The sequence below is a fragment of the Nonomuraea sp. NPDC049419 genome (genome assembly GCF_040676995.1).
Classification (GTDB): domain Bacteria; phylum Actinomycetota; class Actinomycetes; order Streptosporangiales; family Streptosporangiaceae; genus Nonomuraea; species Nonomuraea salmonea.
The window spans coordinates 388435-406599 of sequence record NZ_JBFAQB010000004.1 but is presented as its reverse complement, the minus strand read 5'-3'; the positions used below and the strand labels follow the sequence as shown (position 1 = coordinate 406599).

Below are 18165 nucleotides of genomic sequence, written 5' to 3'. Positions count from 1 at the left end.
CCGGGCAGCACCGCCTGTCAGCGGACGCCCGCGTTGAAGCGGGCCAGCCCCCGGGCAGCACCGCCTGTCGGCGGACGCCCGCTGTTGAGGCAGGCCGGCCGTAGACGGTGCCGCGCGCTGGCGGACGCCCTCGGTGAAGCGGGCCAGCCCCCGGGCAGCACCGCCTGTCGGCGGACGCCCGCTGTTGAGGCAGGCCGGCCGTAGACGGTGCCGCGTGCTGGTGGACGACTCCGGTAGGTGGGAGGTGGGCGGGTCGTCACCCAACCCCGTGAAACGGTCCGCGGGCACGCGAAAGCCCCCGTGTGAGCGACTCACACGGGGGCTTTCGACCGAGCCCCTACAGGGGCGTCAGTTCTGGATCGGCGCGGCGATCGCGGCGGCCGAGTCCGGGATCTTCGAGGAGGTCTCCCCCTTGAAGATGAACTTGGCGTCGTCGCCTTCGCCCTCCACCGTCACCTTCACGACCTGCCCCGGCCGGAGCTCGCCGTAGAGGATCTTCTCCGACAGGGAGTCCTCCAGCTCGCGCTGGATCGTCCGGCGCAGCGGCCGGGCGCCCATGACCGGGTCGTAGCCGCGGTCGGCGAGCAGCTGCTTGGCCTCGGACGAGACCTCGAGCCCCATGTCGCGGTCCTTCAGGCGGGCGTCGACCTGGGCGAGCATCAGATCCACGATCTTGATGATCTCGACCGGCGTCAGCTGGTGGAAGACCACGATGTCGTCGACACGGTTGAGGAACTCGGGCCGGAAGTGCTGCTTGAGCTCCTCCTGGACCTTCGCCTTCATCCGCTCGTAGTTGGACTCGGTGTCGTTGGACTTCGCGAACCCGACCCCGATGCCCTTGGAGATGTCGCGGGTGCCGAGGTTGGTGGTCATGATGATGACCGTGTTCTTGAAGTCGACCACCCGGCCCTGGGCGTCGGTCAGGCGACCGTCTTCCAGGATCTGCAGCAGCGAGTTGAAGATGTCGGGGTGGGCCTTCTCGATCTCGTCGAACAGGACCACGGAGAACGGCTTGCGGCGCACCTTCTCGGTGAGCTGACCGCCCTCTTCGTAGCCGACGTAGCCGGGAGGCGAGCCGAAGAGCCTGGAGACGGTGTGCTTCTCCATGAACTCCGACATGTCCAGGCTGATCAGCGCGTCTTCGTCGCCGAAGAGGAACTCCGCCAGCGCCTTGGACAGCTCGGTCTTACCGACGCCGGACGGGCCGGCGAAGATGAACGAGCCACCGGGACGACGGGGGTCCTTCAGCCCGGCGCGGGTGCGCCGGATGGAGCGCGACAGGCCCTTGATGGCGTCGTCCTGGCCGATGATCCGCTTGTGGAGCTCGTCCTCCATGCGGAGCAGGCGCTGCGACTCCTCCTCGGTCAGCTTGAAGACCGGGATGCCGGTGGCGGTCGCCAGGACCTCGGCGATGAGCTCCTGAGTGACCTCGGCCACGACGTCCATGTCGCCGGCCTTCCACTCCTTCTCCCGCCGCTCGCGCTTGAGCTGCAGCTGCTTCTCCTGGTCGCGGAGCGCAGCGGCCTTCTCGAAGTCCTGCGCGTCGATCGCGGACTCCTTGTCGCGACGGACGTTGGCGATCTTCTCGTCGTATTCGCGCAGGTCCGGCGGCGCGGTCATGCGGCGGATGCGCATGCGGGAGCCGGCCTCGTCGATGAGGTCGATCGCCTTGTCGGGAAGGTAGCGGTCGCTGATGTAGCGGTCGGCCAGCTGCGCGGCGGCCACGAGCGCGTCATCGGTGATGGACACGCGGTGGTGGGCCTCGTAGCGGTCGCGCAGACCCTTGAGGATCTCGATCGTGTGGCTGAGCGAGGGCTCGGCCACCTGGATCGGCTGGAAGCGCCGCTCGAGCGCCGCGTCCTTCTCCAAGTATTTGCGGTATTCATCGAGCGTCGTCGCGCCGATCGTCTGCAGCTCGCCGCGGGCCAGCATCGGCTTGAGGATGCTGGCGGCGTCGATCGCGCCCTCGGCGGCGCCCGCACCCACGAGCGTGTGCAGCTCGTCGATGAACAGGATGATGTCGCCGCGCGTGCGGATCTCCTTGAGCACCTTCTTCAGGCGCTCTTCGAAGTCGCCGCGGTAGCGGGAGCCGGCGACCAGGGCGCCGAGGTCAAGCGTGTAGAGCTGCTTGTCCTTCAGCGTCTCGGGCACCTCGCCCCTGACGATCTTCTGCGACAGGCCCTCGACGACGGCGGTCTTGCCGACGCCGGGCTCGCCGATGAGAACGGGGTTGTTCTTGGTCCTCCTGGAGAGGACCTGCATGACCCGCTCGATCTCCTTCTCACGGCCGATGACCGGATCCAGCTTGCCCTCGCGGGCGGCCTGGGTCAGGTTGCGGCCGAACTGGTCGAGCACCAAGGACGTGGACGGGGCCGACTCCTGGGGGCCGCCCGCCGCGGCCGGCTCCTTGCCCTGGTAACCGTGGAGCAGCTGGATCACCTGCTGCCTGACACGGTTGAGATCAGCTCCAAGCTTGACCAGCACCTGAGCCGCCACACCCTCACCCTCGCGGATGAGCCCGAGCAGGATGTGCTCGGTGCCGATGTAGTTGTGACCCAGCTGCAAAGCCTCACGGAGCGACAGCTCGAGGACCTTCTTGGCCCGCGGGGTGAACGGAATGTGCCCCGACGGAGCCGACTGGCCCTGGCCGATGATCTCCTCGACCTGCTGGCGCACACCCTCAAGGCTGATGCCGAGGCTCTCCAGAGCCTTGGCGGCCACGCCCTCACCTTCATGGATCAAACCAAGAAGAATGTGCTCAGTGCCGATGTAGTTGTGGTTGAGCATCCTGGCCTCTTCTTGGGCCAAGACGACAACACGCCTCGCTCGGTCGGTGAACCTCTCGAACATCTCGTCGCTCCTCACAGAGCGGTCAGTCAGGCCGGTAAATCCGGTCCCGTCCTCCCGCATGCTAGCCCTGGCTCGGCGAACCGTGCCCTCTGCCGCTGACACGCTCTATAGCAGACACGTTCCCCGAGAGCAGGGCGTTCACCCTCCATCCAACTACTGTTCGGGGGTGACATGTTCCCGATACGCCGCAAGCGAACGATGTTTAAGCCGCCCCGGCGGGGCGACTGCGAATTGCCACTCGCGGCGCACGCGGATCCCTCACGGATCTGGCCATCGGACGCCTGGCACGAAGGCGGCGTTGGGGACGCCGCTTCGCCCGCGCGTCGCTGATGCCGCGTATCTGTTCTGACGTCATCGTATGTGGTGATGCGAGGCTTGGCCAAGCGAGCACACTACGCCCTGAGCACAACTCGCCACCCTGCGCGCACCGCGCTTCCGCATGCGCCCGTACAGACGGTAATCGGTAATGCGGCATCCGGTCAGCCCGGTTACCGGACGCATCCCGCATGATGAGACGCCGTCACCGGTTGATGCGTCGCATTCCTCATGATCCTTGCACCAGCAGGTGCACGGCAATCGGAATGTCAGCCGGTCGCGAGTTGGCCGCATTGTGGGCCGATGCTGGGGAAACCGGCAATGCGTGAGGCTTGCTCATACTCGTGTCTTATGCCCGCGGCGGAGGGCAGGCCCGGGATATCGCGCGCGGCCGCGCATCCGTACGCGCATCCGTCCGCCATGGGTTTCCCGCCGGATGCGGCGGCAGTGGATCACGCTTTTACGCTACAGCGCGTGAAGAGTTGGGCGGCCGGGTCAACCCCCGGCGGTCGCCGATTTCGCCCGCGCACAAGCGGACGATGCCGGGAACGGCAATGGGGGCGGCCGGCCCGGTGTACACGGAGCGTACTCCTGAATGGGCTCGGCCGCCCCACACGGCTTTCGGCGCGCGCTCGCCCGCATAACGCGGCCCCGGCCGGAAACCCGCCGGAAACCGGCGCCGGGGATGGCCAGTGAACGCGCGCGCCCAAAACGCCCACATTTGGGCGTCTTAGGAGATCATCCTCCACCGGAGTCCGGATTCGCGGGACGCCGGGGAAACGATCATGCGCTTATGGCGGCCGCCGGGGTCCAAGGCGAACATCATAAGCGCATGGTCGAGTGACGGGCTTGTCAGTGCGCGGCCTCGTACTTCTCCACGACGGTGGAGGCGATGCGGCCGCGCTCGCTGACGGGCAGGCCGTGGGCCTTGGCCCACTGACGGATCTCCGAGCTCTTCTCCCGGCTCATCGCACGGCTGCCGCCGCGACCGCGGCGACGCGTGGATACGGCGCCCGCCCTGCGCGCGTGCTGCACGAAAGGCGTGAGAGCGTCCCTCAGCTTCTTCGCGTTAAGGTCGCTGAGGTCAATCTCATAGGAGGAGCCGTCAATAGCGAAGCTGACCGTCTCATTGGCCTCGCCCCCATCGAGGTCATCGATGAGAATCTCCTGGATCTGCTTGGCCATGTACGCAATCCTTTCGCGGAGCATTGTTCATTCGCCTGCCCAAACATATACCCGGAAAGGCGTGGAGACAATTCAGCGCTACGGGGATTCGGCTGACTAGCCGATCAGTTCTGCCGCTCGGGCTGATCCTCGCGGTTTCGGCGGCCCCCCAGAGCCTCGGAGCGGACCAACTTCACTACGCCAAAGATGAAGGCGCCGGCCACCACCAGAGGGGGGATGAGCGCTGACAATACGTCCGTTAGGGCTTCCATTCGTCCTTCGCCTCCACGGCTAGCGGGGTTTCGGGGGCGCTTAAAGCGCTCGGCGCGTCGCCACGGGAGCCCGGCTCCTCATGACGCGCGGGCGATGACCACCCGTACCAGACCATAGCGGCACACAGCTGCCCTGCGTGTCGCAGGGGCGCCATCATCCGGCAACCCGGACGCCCCATAGCCTAATGCCAGTCTCTCCAGGCTCCTTACCGGATCAACCGAAAATTTTACGAAAAGACATCGCCCCAGGTACGCCGGTCTCACCGAAGATCTTTTACCACCCGCGTTCCCGCCACCCTGTCGTGCGGCCCCCGCTCCAGCGGCTTGTCCATGAGGATGAGCAGCCCCACGCCGAAGAGCAGCATTCCGGCCACCAGATTGACCACCGGAATGCCCATGAGCATCAGCGGGGCCGGATAGACCAGCGACCGTTTCAGCAGCGTACGGGGCGGCCGGTCGTCCGGCGCCAGGCGAATCCGCATGATCGCCTTACCGAACGTGCGCCCGCGCCGTGAATGAGCCCACCAGTCGTAACCGGCATAAGCGAACCCGGCCACCGCCCATCCGATCACACCGGGCAGCCGGCCACCGAACACCTCCGACATCCCGACAGTCCGCAAGAAGCCCCACAGCGCAATGAACAGAATGTAATAGAAGACCCCGAAGACGAGCGCTTCAATGAAGCGGGCGGCCAGGCGTTCCCACCATTCAGCGGGGCGGGCCTGCGGTCCTGGCGGTGTCCCGGCCATATCTCCCACCTCACGTGTTCGCGGCGCACGGGGACTCTGACCATTTTCACCGGGGGACGCGGACATAACACAAGGGCCGGCGCAGAGCCGGCCCTTGTGTCGCCCTGAAGGGCTACCTGACCTTGACGACCACGGTCTTGCCGAACTTGTCGCCGAACGTCTGGTGCAGCGGCTTGTCCCAGAGCTGCGACGCGCCGTTGAGCGCGTAGATGAGCCCCGCGATCATCGGGCCCAGGATCGGCACCCAGTAGAAGATGTAGCCGCCCACCGTCAGCAGGGCGCGCTTGAGTGCGACGTCGGTCGGCACGCCGTCGGGCTGCAGCTGCCCGCCGACCTGGACGACCTTGATGCCCAGCGCCATCTTGCCGACGGTCTGGCCCTTCATCTTCGTCAGCAGGAAGTCGTAGAGCAGATAGACGATGGTGACGACGATCGAGACGACCACGTAGTACAGGATCCCGAAGGTGATCCCGCTCGTGAGGCCCGTGATCGAGCTGTAGGAGGGGTACAGCGGCGCCAGCAGGAGCTGCACCACGTACATGACGATGCCGAAGATGACGCCGTCGAGGAACCTGGCGAGCAGGCGCTGCCACCACTCGGCGAGCGGCGCGGGCGCACCGGGCGGCTGGACGCCGACCGGCTTGCCGTAGGGCTGCCCGTAGCCGGGCTGCTGGCCGTAGCCGCCCTGACCGTACGGCTGGGGCTGCCCGTAGCCGGGCTGCTGGCCGTACTGCTGCTGGGGGTCGTAGCCCTGCTGGCCGTAGGCCTGCTGCCCGTAGCCGGGCTGCGACTGCTGCTGCTGGCCGTAACCCTGCTGCTGCCCGTATGCCTGCTGGGCGTCGTAGCCCTGCTGGCCGTAGCCCGGCTGCGACTGCTGCTGCTGACCGTAACCCTGCTGGCCGGACGGGGGCTGCTGGCCGTAGCCCTGCTGCTGGCCGTAGCCCTGCTGCTGGCCGTAGCCGGGCTGGGACGGCGGCTGCTGGCCGTAACCCTGCTGCTGCTGGCCATAGCCCTGCTGGGGGTCATAGCCCTGCTGCTGGCCGTAGCCGGGCTGCGACGGGGGCTGCTGTCCGTACTGGGGCTGCTGGCCGTAGCCCGGCTGGGACTGCTGCTGCTGTCCGTAGCCCTGCTGCTGGGGGTCGTAGCCCTGCTGCTGCTGGGGGTCGTAGCCCTGCTGCTGCTGCTGGGGGTCGTAGCCCTGCTGGGGGTAGCCCTGCTGCCCGTAACCGGGCTGCGACTGCTGCTGCTGGCCGTAGCCCTGCTGGCCGTACTGGGGTTGCTGGCCGTATGAGGGCGGCTGCTGGCCGTACTGGGGTTGCTGCTGGCCATAGCCGTACTGTTGTTGTTGTTGCTGTCCGTACTGGGGCTGCTGCCCGTAGGCGTCGTCCGCCCGGTAGCCGACCACAGTGACGTCCGGGTCGGGCTCGCCGGGGTGGCGGCCCGCGTTCTGCTGCCCGTAAGGGGTGCCGGGTGCAGAATTCTCGCCGGATTCGTCCTGTGGATACGGCGGCTGTCCGGTGCTCACCGTGTCACCTCGCTTCGAGTGCGCATGTGGCACGTGTCAGGACACATGCCTGTGCTGCCCAACGTATCGACATAGGTATCAACAATCACCTTTCCATCTGGTCAAGGTCCGCGTCACCCGATGTCAGATGCAGCAGCATGCGGGTGTTGCCAAGGGTGTTCGGTTTGACGTGTTCCAGGTCGAGGAACTCCGCGACACCCTCGTCGTACGAGGCCAGCAGTTCGGCGTACACCTCGGGCGAGACCGGCGTGCCCTGAATCCGGCGAAAGCCCAGTCTTGCGAAGAAGTCGACCTCAAAAGTCAGACAGAACACACGCCGCAGACCTAGATCATTCGCCTGCTGTATCAGCGCCGAGACGATCCGATGGCCGACGCCCATGCCACGGCACTGCGGATCCACGGCCACGGTGCGGACCTCGGCGAGGTCCTCCCAGAGCACGTGGAGCGCACCGCAACCGACGACCTGCCCGCCCCGTTCGGCCACCCAGAACTCCTGTACGTCCTCGTACAGGGTGACGGTGGCCTTCTTCAGGAGCCGCGGGCCCGCCCCCGCGTAGGTGTCCACGAGCCTCCTGATGCCCCGCACGTCGGGCGTGCGGGCGCGCCGGACCACCACCGCGGTCTCGGCTGCTGTCAGTTCGGCCACCTGCTCCATGGCCCTCCAGGGTACAGATGTCATTACGGCTCGGCCCTAACTCCCACGTCTCGGCCCATGCTGTTACAACTCGTGCTCATCCGAGCACGCGCTCTGAGCAGGCCCGCGAGTCGCCAGATCAGGCGGCAAATCCGTCATAAGTTGCGTTTCGTACGGCCAGGCACGAGATCACCTTGTGACTCTTCGGTTGTGAAACCTCTACAGAGTCGGCAGTTCTGGTTGAGCACGAACCCGGAGTGCATTAGTGTCCAGCGACGATGTTCCCCGCGTGTCGCGCGCGGGCGACACGCCTAATCCTCCGCGAGGAGGAGCCGGGGAACCGCCGGTGACGCCCCCCAGCGCCACCATCGGGGTGAATCCGCAATGTCCGGTAGGGCTGCTCCGGCCCGAACCCGTCAGCTAACCCGGCAGGCGTCGACGAGAGGAGCTGGTTGGTGAAGCGCACGCGCACGCGTGAGAGGACGACCGCGGGCAAGCACGCCCGCCCTCCGCAACACGCCTCCCGGCGGTCGCGTCTGCTCGGTGTAATAAGTGTCACACTGGCCACCTTTTTGGTCGCCGCCCCCGTCGGCTCCGCGTCCGCCGACCCCAAGCCCTCGCTCCAAGACCTGGCCAAGCAGGTCGAGAAGATGCACACCGAGATCGAGACGCTGGCCGAGGAGTACAACAGCCAGCGGGAGAAGCTCAAGAGCGCCAAGAGGGCCGCTGACGCCGCGAAGAAGACCCTGGCCACCAGCGAGGCCGACCTCGCCGCCAAGCGCGCCAAGGCCGCCGCACTGGCCGAGAACGCCTACATCACCGGCGGCCTCAGCCGCGCCCTCGCCTTCGCCACCTCCGACGACCCCGACGAGTTCCTCGACCGCGCCGCCACCACGTACGTGCTGCAGCAGCAGCAGGGCGAGGCCGTCAACCAGGTCACCAAGGCCAGGGAGGCCGCCGAACGGGCCAAGGCGGGCGCCGCCACCCGCATCAAGGAGGTCGAGAAACTCATCTCCGACCTCGACAACAAGCGCGACAAGATCACCAAACTGGTCACCAAGGTCGAGAGCAACCTCTTCAGGCGGGCGCTCGGCGAAGCAGGCCGGCCGGGCACCCGGGCCCAGCGCGTCAACCTGCCCATCGTGGGCAGCGGCAAGGCCGCCCAGGCCGCCAGGTGGGCGCTCACGCAGCAGCTCAAGCCATACGTGTGGGGCGCCGAAGGCCCCAACTCCTACGACTGCAGCGGCCTCGTCATGGCCGCGTACCAGCAGGTCGGCATCTCGCTGCCGCACTACACCGGCAGCCAGTGGACGGCGGGCCGCCACATCGACCGCTCCGAGCTGCGCCCAGGCGACCTGGTCTTCTTCTACAGCGACCTGCACCACGTGGGCATCTACCTCGGCGGCGGCATGATGGTGCACGCCCCGCGGACCGGCGACGTCGTCCGCATCGCCTCGATCGAGCGGCGGCCCTTCGCCGGCGCGGTGCGCATCGCCGACTGAGCCGCCCCGACCGAGCCCGTTCCGACCGAGCCGCCCCGACCGAGCCGCTCTGAATGAGCCCGCACCGTTAGGAGCCGCCCTGCGAGGACCGCAGAAGGCCCTCCAGAGGTCCGCGGGGCCCGCCCCACACGAGCCCGTCGCCGTGATCAGATCAGCTGGCGGCGGGCCGCCCAGGCCACGGCCTCGATCGCCGTGGCGACGCCGATGCGGTCGCAGATGCCCCGCAGTCTCCGGCGTACGGTACGGCCGCTGATGTCCAGCCGTCTGCCCACCCGGTCGACCGTGACCCCTTTCGCCAGCTCCGACAGCAATGCGAGGTCCGCATGGCTGAGTTCAACACCTTCAGTGAGCACTTCCATCGGGAGCCCTCCCCCCCAACAGCAGAACGTGGGCCTCTCGACCGGACCCAGGTTGCTCCTCGCAGACCGTAAACGCATCCTGGAAAGGTCGTCAAGCATGACAACCGTGTGGCTTGACCAGCACTATTGACATGATCCGAAATATGTGACGCCCTGGCGATAAAGCACTACAGAACGCCGCCAAATAGCGGGCCCGCGCAACGCGGAAATCGGCGCCGAACGCCTTTCGATCTTTCTCTTCGCACCCATTTGCAGCCGCCCGCCCGGCGTACGGGCAGCACGACGGAACGGCCGGTCGGCGAGGTGTTCCAGGGCGGTGCGGCCTCGTCGCCGGCCGGCTCGCGACGGCCGCCCCTGGCCATGCGGCAGAGCCGCCCGCACCTGCGCGCCCGACCCGCCTGCGGTCCTGCGAACTTGACCGGGTGCTTACAGACGATCAGATGTCGGAAAGCGGGCCGACCAGAATGCGGTTCGGCGCAGGCGTCCAGAAGTGCCCTGACCGCGCACGCGAAACGGCGGCGCCGCCCTCAGGGCAGCGCCGCCTTGACCGTGCTCAGCGACCGTGCTCAGCGACCGTGCCCAATGGCTGGGCTCAGTGACTGGGCTCAATGACTGGGCTCAGTGGCTGGGCTTGACCAGCGGGAACAGGATGGTCTCGCGGATGTTCTTGCCGGTGAACGCCATGATCATCCGGTCGATGCCGGCGCCCATGCCCCCGGTCGGCGGCATGGCGTATTCGAGCGCCTGCAGGAAGTCCTCGTCGAGCTGCATGGCCTCCAGGTCGCCGCCGGCGGCCAGCAGCGACTGCTCGACCAGCCGGCGCCGCTGCTCGATCGGGTCGATCAGCTCGGAGTAGGCGGTGCCGAGCTCGGTGCCGAACCCGATGAGGTCCCACTTCTCGGTCAGCAGCGGGTTGTCGCGGTGCTGGCGGGTCAGCGGCGAGGTCTCCAGCGGGTAGTCCATGACGAACGTCGGCTGCACGAGCGTGTGCTCGACCAGCGCCTCGAACAGCTCCTGCACGAGCTTGCCCGAGCCCCACTTCGGGTCCCAGTGGACCTCGCGGCGGTCGGCCAGCTTGCGCAGTTCCTCAAGGGTGGTGGAGGTGGTGATCTCCTCGCCCACGGCCTGGGAGACCGCGCCGTAGAGCGTGATGCGCGGCCACTCGGCGATGCCGAGGTCGATCTCCTGCCCGTCGTGCACGACCACCGTGGTGTCGAGCGCGGCCACCACGGCCTTCTGGTACATGCGCTGGGTCAGGTCGGCCATGTCGTTGTAGTCGAGGTAGGTGCCGTATGCCTCGAGCATCGTGAACTCAGGGTTGTGGGTCGAGTCGGCGCCTTCGTTGCGGAAGTTCCGGTTGATCTCGAAGACCTTCTCGATGCCGCCCACCACGAGCCGCTTGAGATAGAGCTCGATCGCGATGCGAAGGTAGAGCTCCATGTCATAGGCGTTGATGTGGGTCTTGAACGGCCTGGCCGCAGCGCCGCCGTGGATCGGCTGCAACATCGGCGTCTCGACCTCGAGGTAGCCCTCCTCGTGCCAGAAGTCGCGCACCGCGCGCACGGTGGCGCTGCGGACCCGGGCCATCTTCCTGGCCTCGTCGTTGACGATGAGGTCGACGTAGCGCTGGCGCACCCGCGCCTCGGGGTCGGTGAGGCCGATGTGCTTCTCCGGCAGCGGGCGCAGGCACTTGGCGGTGATCTGCCAGCTGTCGGCCAGGATGGACAGCTCGCCGCGCCGCGAGGTGATGACCTCGCCGCTCACACCGACGTGGTCGCCGAGGTCGACGTCGCGCTTCCAGCTCGCCAGCGACTCCTCGCCCACCTTGTCGAGGGAGATCATCACCTGCAGGTCGCCGCCTCCGTCGCGGAGGGTGGCGAAGCAGAGCTTGCCGCCCACGCGGTTGAGCATGACGCGCCCCGCGACCGCGACCCTGTCGCCGGTCGAGGTGTCGGGCTCCAGGCCCTGGTATTTCTCCCTGACCTCGGCGTTGGTGGCCGTGCGTGGGAAATTCACCGGGTAAGGGTCGACGCCCTCGCTGCGAAGGCGGTCGAGCTTCTCCCTCCGGATGCGCATCTGCTCGGGAAGTTCGTCGCTCACAACATCAAAGGGTAGGGGATATGGCGAACTGCAAGGGCTCGTCGGCCTGCTGTAGATCCTCTGCAAGAGCCCTGGCTTACCAATATCTCACGAGCTCAGGGGGGAGCCGGTAGGGAGCCGGCCCAGGGAGCTCAAGGAGAGAAGATGTTCAAGAAGATCGCCACAGGGCTCCTGGCCGCCGCCGCGACGACCGCTCTCGCCCTGTCACTTCCCACCGCCGCTCAGGCTTCCAGCTTCGACCACCACCGGGACTCCTCCGACGGCTGGGGCCCCGTCCACGCCAAGTTCGGCCTGGCCAAGGCCGAGGGCTGGATCGGCGTCGACTGGAACCGGCGCGGCACCCACAACGAGATCAGCGTCGCCGGCCGCCTCTACGACCGCGACAACCGCACCTACCGCCGCGGCGGCAAGTGCGCGTTCGTCACCTTCCAGGCCCGCGAGTTCCGCAGCGGCTGGGACACGGTCTACACCGACAAGTACTGCGGCTACCCCGGCTTCGAGCGCTTCCGCTTCGAGGTCGAGGACGTCTCGGCCGTGCGGGTGAAGGTCTGCCAGGCCGGCCCGCAGCACAACGCGTGGCCGACGAACTGCGGCCGCTGGGACTACATCTACTCCGCCCGCCACTGACCGTGGCAGGCACACGAGCGGCCCCCCACATCGGCGGGGGGCCGCTCTTCCATGTGTACGAGGGTCAGGCAGCGTTCCTGTGGTAGATCAGCCGCAGCCCGATGAGGGTCAGCCACGGCTCGTGCACGTCGATCGAGCGCGACTCGCCCACCACGAGCGCCGCGTGGCCGCCGGTGGCCACCACGGTGACGTCGTCGGGGTCGTCGGCGAGCTCGGCGGCCATGCGCTCGACGATGCCGTCGACCTGGCCCGCGAAGCCGTAGATGATGCCGGCCTGCAGCGCCTCGACGGTGTTCTTGGCGATCACCGAGCGCGGCCTGACCAGCTCGACTTTGTGCAGCTGGGCTCCGGCCGCGGCCAGGGCGTCCACCGAGATCTCGATGCCGGGCGCGGTGACCGCACCGACGTACTCGCCCTTGGCGGAGACCGCGTCGAACGAGGTGGCGGTGCCGAAGTCGACGATGACGCAGGGGCCGCCGTACTGGTCGATGGCGGCCAGCGCGTTGACGATGCGGTCGCTGCCGACCTCTTTGGGGTTGTCCATGCGTACGGGCACGCCGGTGCGGATGCCCGGCTCCACGATCACCGCGGTCACGTCGCCGTAGTAGCGGCGGCACATCTCGCGCATCTCGTTGAGCACGCTCGGCACGGTGGAGCAGATGGCGATGCCGTCGACGTCGGCCCCCTTGAGCAGCGGCGACTGGGCCAGCAACCCTTGGAGGACGACCGCGATCTCGTCGGCGGTGCGGCGGGCGTCGGTGGCGAGCCGCCAATGCTCGATGACGTCCTCGCCCTCGAACAGTCCCAGCACCGTGTGCGTGTTGCCGACGTCGATCGTGAGCAGCATCAATTACCCCCGCAGGTCCAGTGCGATGTCAAGGGCCGGCGCTGAGTGCGTTAGCGCTCCCACCGCAAGGTAGTCGACGCCAGTGTCCGCCACATCACGGGCCGATTCCAAGGTCAATCCCCCACTCGCCTCAAGGGCAACCCTGTTTTTCGCCCGATTTTTCACGACTTGTACGGCACGCGCGGTGTCCTCGACCGTGAAGTTGTCCAGCAGGATCAGCTCGGCGCCCTCGTCGAGCACCGGGTCCAGCTGGTTCAGCCGGTCGATCTCCACCTCGATCGGCACGTCCGGATAGCGCTCCCTGACCGCCCTGAACGCCTCGGCCACGCCTCCCGCCGCCACCACGTGGTTGTCCTTGATCAGCGCCGCGTCCGACAGCGACATCCGGTGGTTCACGCCGCCGCCGCAGCGCACCGCGTACTTCTCCAGCGCCCGCAGCCCCGGCAGCGTCTTGCGGCTGTCGCGCACCCGCGCGCCCGTGCCGCTGATCTCCTCCACCCAGCGGCCGGTCAGCGTGGCCACCCCGGACAGGTGGGTGAGCAGGTTGAGCGCGGTGCGCTCGGCCGTCAGCAGCCCGCGCACCGGGCCCTCCAGCGTCATCAGCACGTCGCCCGCCCTGACCCGCTCGCCGTCCTTGGCCGCCCGCTCGGCCCGCGCCGCGCCCAGCCGGACGAACACCGCCTCGGCCACCGCCAGCCCCGCCACCACTCCGTCCTTGCGCGCCACCACGTCGGCGACCGCCCGCTGCTGCGCCGGGATCGTGGCCAGGCTCGTCACGTCGCCCGCCTCCTGGAGGTCCTCCTCCAGCGCGCGGGTGATCAGCGTGTCCACCTCGGCCGGGTCGAGCCCGGCCGCCGTCAGCTCCTGCGCCAGGCGCGCGGGCATCGTGTCCTCATGCGGCGTGTACGTCATGCGCAGCCCCTCCTCGGTCAGCGTCACGTCCAGGTGGCCGAGCCACTCGTTGTCGTCGCGTACGTCGTGGTCCTCGCGCCAGTGCGAGCCGCGCGTCTCCAGCCGGGCCGCCGCCGCACCGGTGAGCGCGGTGGCCACCGTGAGCAGGTTCGTCGCCTCCCACGACTCGGTGCGCGGCGGCACCGCCACCGGCGTCCACCGGGCGTCGCGCAGCGCCCTGGCGGTCTCCATGAGCGACTCGCGGCTGCGCAGCACGCTCGCGCCCGCGCTCATGTGGGCCTGGATCCTGGACCTGACCCGCGGGTCCACCAGCCCTTCCTGGGCGCCGGCGGGCACCGGGGCGCCGGGCGACGGGCGTACGGCGTGGATGTCCTCCGCGATGCGCTCGGCGAAGACGAGCCCTTCGAGCAGCGAGTTGGAGGCCAGCCGGTTCGCCCCGTGCACGCCGGTGCAGGCGACCTCGCCGCAGGCGTACAGGCCGTCGATGCTGGTACGGCCCCGCAGGTCCGTACGGACGCCGCCGCTGGCGTAGTGGGCCGCGGGCGCGACCGGGATGGGCTCCGTGACCGGGTCGATGCCGTGCTCGCGGCAGGCCGCGTAGATCGTCGGGAAGCGCGTCTCCCACATCTCGCGGCCGAAGTGGCGGCCGTCGAGGTAGACGTGCTCGCGCCCGGTCTCGCGCATCCTGCGGGTGATGGCCTTGGTCACGACGTCGCGCGGCGCGAGGTCGGCCAGCTCGTGCACGCCGGTCATGAACCGCTCGCCCTCGTGGTCTATGAGGAAGGCCCCCTCGCCCCTGACCGCCTCGGAGATCAGCGGCTGCTGCCCGGTCGAGCCCGCGCCCAGCCAGAGCACGGTGGGGTGGAACTGGACGAACTCGATGTCGCGCACCACCGCCCCGGCCCGCAGCGCGAGCGCGACGCCGTCGGCGGTGGAGACGACCGGGTTGGTGGTGACCGCGTAGACCTGGCCCATGCCGCCGGTGGCCAGCACCACCGCCCTGGCGTGCACCGCGCCCACGCCGTCGCGCGCGCCCTCGCCCATGACGTGCAGGGTCACGCCCCTGGCCCGGCCCTGGGCGTCCTTGATCAGGTCGAGCACCAGGGCGTGCTCGATGACCTCGATCGAGCCGGCGCGCACCGCCTCGACCAGGGCCCGCTGCACCTCCGCGCCCGTGGCGTCGCCGCCGGCGTGCACGATCCTGCGCCGCCGGTGCCCGCCCTCCCTGCCGAGCTGGAGCTCTCCGTCACCGGTGCGGTCGAACCGCGCACCCCTGGCCATCAGCCGCCGCAACGCTCCCGGGCCGTCGGTGACGAGCGTGCGCACCGCCCGTACGTCGCACAGCCCCACCCCTGCGACCAGCGTGTCGTTCAGGTGCTCCTCAGGGGTGTCATGCGGGTCGAGCACGGCGGCGATGCCGCCCTGCGCCCAGCGGGTCGAGCCGGACGACAGGCCGTCCTTGGTGACGACCAGAACCTTGGCCGCCGGCTCCAGCTCGGCGTAGCGCAGGGCCACGGTCAGGCCCGCGACGCCGGAGCCCACGACGACCACGTCCGCGTCCACGGTCCAGCCCGGGTCGGGAGCGGTCAGACGCAGGGGAATCGCCGGTGCACTCATGGGGGTCTCCTCACTGAGGCGATTTCGTCACTATGACGATAACGCCTGGGCGCGCGTGAGCATGCCCCGGGGGTGCTCAGGACGGACGGTCGGCCGGGCCCAGCGTGAGGGTGACGTTGTCGATCAGCCGGGTGCTCCCCACCCTGGCCGCCACCGCGAGCACGGCCAGGCCCTCGAAGTCGTCATCGACCTCGGCGAACGTGGCCGGATCGACCAGTGCCAGGTAGTCGACGTCGAGCGCGGGACCGGCCGCGTCGAGCACCTTGCGCGCCTCCGCCCTGATCTCGTCGGGCGTGAGCTGTGAGGCGCCGGCCCGCAGCGCCCGCGACAGCGCCAGGGCCACCTGCCGGTCGTCGTCCGACAGATAGCGGTTGCGGCTGGACAGGGCCAGGCCGTCGGGCTCGCGTACGGTGGGGGCGCCGAGGATCTCGATGGGCAGGTCGAGGTCGGCGACCATGCGGCGGATGAGGGCGAGCTGCTGGGCGTCCTTCTGCCCGAAGACCGCGAGGTCGGGCTGCACCAGGTTGAACAGCTTGAGCACGACCGTCAGCACGCCGTCGAAGTGCCCCGGGCGCGCGGCCCCCTCGATGACGCGGCCCATCTCGCCGGAGGAGACGCCGACCTGGCGGTCGGGCGGATACATGTCCTCGGCGGAGGGATGGAAGACCACCTCGACGCCTTCGGCCCGGCACACGTCCAGATCGGCATCAAATGTACGGGGATAGCGCGAAAAATCCTCGTTAGGGCCGAACTGCAGAGGATTGACGAAAATGCTGACCACAACCTGATCGGCGCGCACCCGGGCCTGCCTGATCAGTGACCGGTGCCCCTCGTGGAGCGCGCCCATGGTGGGCACCAGCGCCACCGTGCCACCACGGCGCGCCTTGACCAGGTCTTCCCGGTTCCTGGCGACGATCAGCTCCATCAGAGTCTCCTGAGGGGACCGTCGCCTTTAGGCGACGGGGGAATGGGGAGCGGGAGGGCCGTCAAGGCTCGGGCGTGCAGTGATCTGTCAGGTCCGCGCATCAGAGATCTCCGTTCATCGCGCATTGGATGGATGACACTGTTTCAATGACCGTGTGACTCGTCAGGTGCGTACTTCCCCAGGCGCGGCGTACGACCTCGGATACCACGTGGTGTGGTGCCCAAAATACCGCCGCCCGGTCCTCGGCGGACGGGTGAAGGACCGCCTGGAGGAGCTGGTCCGCGCCAGGGCCGGCGAGCATGACTGGGAGATCGTGGCGCTTGAGGTGATGCCCGGCCAGGTGCGCCTGTTCGTCAAGCCCTGCCCGAAGAACTCGCCGTCGTACGTGGCCGGCCGGTTCAAGGGGTTCACCTCCCACCACCCGCGCGCCGAGTTTCCGCGCCTGCGTTTCCGGTTGCCCACGCTGTGGTCGCGGTCCTGCTTGGTGGCCATGGTCGGCCCTGTGTCGGCCGAGACGGTGCGGCGCTGCAGCGAGACGCAGTATGAGCGGGCACCCAAGGCGGGTGGCCGTGCGTAGGTCTTACAAGTTCCTCATGCGTCCGACCGCGCACCAGCGGATCGCGCTCACCGCGTGCCTGGACGACCACCGCGCCCTGTACAACGCGGCGCTTGAGGAGCGGCGTGAGGCGTACAGACGGTCCAAGGTGTCGATCCGGTACGGCGACCAGTCCGCCCAGCTGAAGGAGATCCGCGCCGACGACCCCGATCAGGCGCGCTGGTCGTTCTCCTCTCAGCAGGCCACCCTGCGCCGCCTGGACAAGGCGTTTCGCGCGTTCTTCGGCCGCGTCAAGGCCGGTCGCACTCCGGGCTTTCCGCGCTTGAAGGGCCGGGGCTGGTTCGACACGGTTGAGTGGCCCAAGGACGGCGATGGCTGCCGCTGGAACTCCCAGCCCGAGCATCCGTCCGCCACGTTTGTCCGCCTTCAAGGTGCCGGGCATGTCCGTGTCCACCGGCACCGCCCGGTGCGGGGCCGGGTGAAGACGATCAGCGTGAAGCGGGAAGGCTCCCGCTGGTTCGTCGTCTTGTCGTGCGACGACGTGCCCGCCGAGATCCTGCCCGCCACGGGTGCGGTCGTCGGCGTGGACATGGGCGTGGCGTCGTTCTTGACCACCTCGGATGGCGAGCAGGTCGGCAACCCGCGACACCTCGCGGCGTCCGCCGGGAAGCTGGCAACCGCTCAGCGGGACCTGGCCCGTAAAAAGCGCGGGTCCACGCGCCGCCGTAAGGCGGTCGCCCGCGTCGCGGCCCTGCACGGCAAGGTCCGGCGTCAACGACTCGACGGCGCGCACAAGGCTGCGAACGCCCTGATCCGCGACTACGACATGATCGTGCACGAGGACCTGCGGATCACGAACATGACCAAGAGTCCGGCCCCGAAGCCGGATGGCGAGGGCGGGTTCCTGCCCAACCGCGCGGCGGCCAAGGCCGGACTGAACAAGAGCATCCTGGACGCGGGCTGGGGGGTGTTCCTGACGGTCCTCGCGCACAAGGCTGAAAGCGCCGGTCGAGAGCTGATCGCGGTGAACCCCGCCGGCACCTCCCGCACGTGTGCCCGTTGCGGGCACTGCGCGAAGGACAATCGTCTCACCCAGGCATCGTTCGTCTGTACGGCGTGCGGTCATGCCGCGCACGCCGACGTGAACGCGGCCGTCAACATTCTCAGGGCAGGGCTTGCCCTTCGCCAGGCTGCGCAAGCGGCTTAGCGAG

The 18165-nt window shown here is 68.5% G+C and carries 14 protein-coding genes and 1 riboswitch; of the genes, 4 read left to right on the top strand and 10 right to left on the bottom strand.

Annotation, left to right across the window (positions count from 1 at the left end):
* Positions 1–348: 348 nt before the first annotated feature.
* The 5 genes from AB0K12_RS15930 to AB0K12_RS15910 all read right to left on the bottom strand — a co-directional run bounded on the left by AB0K12_RS15930 (position 349) and on the right by AB0K12_RS15910 (position 7530).
* Positions 349–2850, bottom strand: coding sequence for an ATP-dependent Clp protease ATP-binding subunit (locus tag AB0K12_RS15930; protein WP_355412604.1), 2502 nt, complete (start codon positions 2848–2850; stop codon positions 349–351).
* A gap of 1167 nt (positions 2851–4017) precedes the next feature.
* Positions 4018–4350 (bottom strand): Lsr2 family protein, encoded by a 333-nt coding sequence (locus AB0K12_RS15925; protein ID WP_090937978.1) that lies wholly within the window; start codon positions 4348–4350, stop codon positions 4018–4020.
* Positions 4351–4861: 511 nt separating this feature from the next.
* Positions 4862–5350: an RDD family protein gene (locus AB0K12_RS15920; protein WP_355412607.1), complete on the bottom strand. Its 489-nt coding sequence runs from the start codon at positions 5348–5350 to the stop codon at positions 4862–4864.
* A 112-nt stretch (positions 5351–5462) separates the two neighbouring features.
* The gene (locus AB0K12_RS15915) at positions 5463–6875 is read right to left on the bottom strand and encodes an RDD family protein (RefSeq protein ID WP_364560744.1); all 1413 of its coding nucleotides are present in this window, start codon (positions 6873–6875) and stop codon (positions 5463–5465) included.
* 85 nt (positions 6876–6960) lie between these two features.
* Positions 6961–7530 (bottom strand): amino-acid N-acetyltransferase, encoded by a 570-nt coding sequence (locus AB0K12_RS15910; protein WP_364560741.1) that lies wholly within the window; start codon positions 7528–7530, stop codon positions 6961–6963.
* Positions 7531–7807: 277 nt separating this feature from the next.
* A riboswitch (cyclic di-AMP (ydaO/yuaA leader) is annotated at positions 7808–7959 on the top strand.
* A gap of 122 nt (positions 7960–8081) precedes the next feature.
* Here AB0K12_RS15910 and AB0K12_RS15905 point away from each other — a divergent pair.
* Entirely contained in the window at positions 8082–9011 is a 930-nt protein-coding gene (locus AB0K12_RS15905) for a C40 family peptidase (protein WP_364560738.1), read from the top strand.
* 146 nt (positions 9012–9157) lie between these two features.
* Here the strand turns inward: AB0K12_RS15905 and AB0K12_RS15900 are convergent, their stop codons facing one another.
* Both AB0K12_RS15900 and lysX read right to left on the bottom strand, forming a co-directional pair.
* A complete protein-coding gene (locus AB0K12_RS15900) occupies positions 9158–9370 on the bottom strand; it encodes a LuxR C-terminal-related transcriptional regulator (protein ID WP_345392350.1) in 213 nt (70 codons plus the stop codon).
* A 618-nt stretch (positions 9371–9988) separates the two neighbouring features.
* Positions 9989–11470 (bottom strand): bifunctional lysylphosphatidylglycerol synthetase/lysine--tRNA ligase LysX, encoded by a 1482-nt coding sequence (lysX, locus tag AB0K12_RS15895; protein WP_364367622.1) that lies wholly within the window; start codon positions 11468–11470, stop codon positions 9989–9991.
* A 144-nt stretch (positions 11471–11614) separates the two neighbouring features.
* On the opposite strand from lysX, the gene AB0K12_RS15890 reads away from it, so the two are divergent.
* Entirely contained in the window at positions 11615–12097 is a 483-nt protein-coding gene (locus tag AB0K12_RS15890; RefSeq protein WP_364560733.1) for a hypothetical protein, read from the top strand.
* 64 nt (positions 12098–12161) lie between these two features.
* Here AB0K12_RS15890 and AB0K12_RS15885 read toward each other — a convergent pair whose 3' ends face one another.
* The 3 genes from AB0K12_RS15885 to panC all read right to left on the bottom strand — a co-directional run bounded on the left by AB0K12_RS15885 (position 12162) and on the right by panC (position 16398).
* Entirely contained in the window at positions 12162–12944 is a 783-nt protein-coding gene (locus AB0K12_RS15885) for a type III pantothenate kinase (protein ID WP_364560730.1), read from the bottom strand.
* A 3-nt stretch (positions 12945–12947) separates the two neighbouring features.
* The gene (locus AB0K12_RS15880; RefSeq protein WP_364560727.1) at positions 12948–15473 is read right to left on the bottom strand and encodes an L-aspartate oxidase; all 2526 of its coding nucleotides are present in this window, start codon (positions 15471–15473) and stop codon (positions 12948–12950) included.
* Positions 15474–15549: 76 nt separating this feature from the next.
* Complete coding sequence (gene panC, locus AB0K12_RS15875) at positions 15550–16398, bottom strand: pantoate--beta-alanine ligase (RefSeq protein ID WP_364560722.1); 849 nt, start codon at positions 16396–16398, stop codon at positions 15550–15552.
* Between the two features lie 166 nt (positions 16399–16564).
* Here panC and tnpA point away from each other — a divergent pair, with 166 nt between their 5' ends.
* Positions 16565–16975, top strand: a complete 411-nt coding sequence (gene tnpA / locus AB0K12_RS15870) for an IS200/IS605 family transposase (RefSeq protein WP_364560719.1) — start codon at positions 16565–16567, stop codon at positions 16973–16975.
* Positions 16976–16991: 16 nt separating this feature from the next.
* Positions 16992–18161, top strand: coding sequence for a transposase (locus AB0K12_RS15865; protein ID WP_364560716.1), 1170 nt, complete (start codon positions 16992–16994; stop codon positions 18159–18161).
* Positions 18162–18165: the final 4 nt, after the last annotated feature.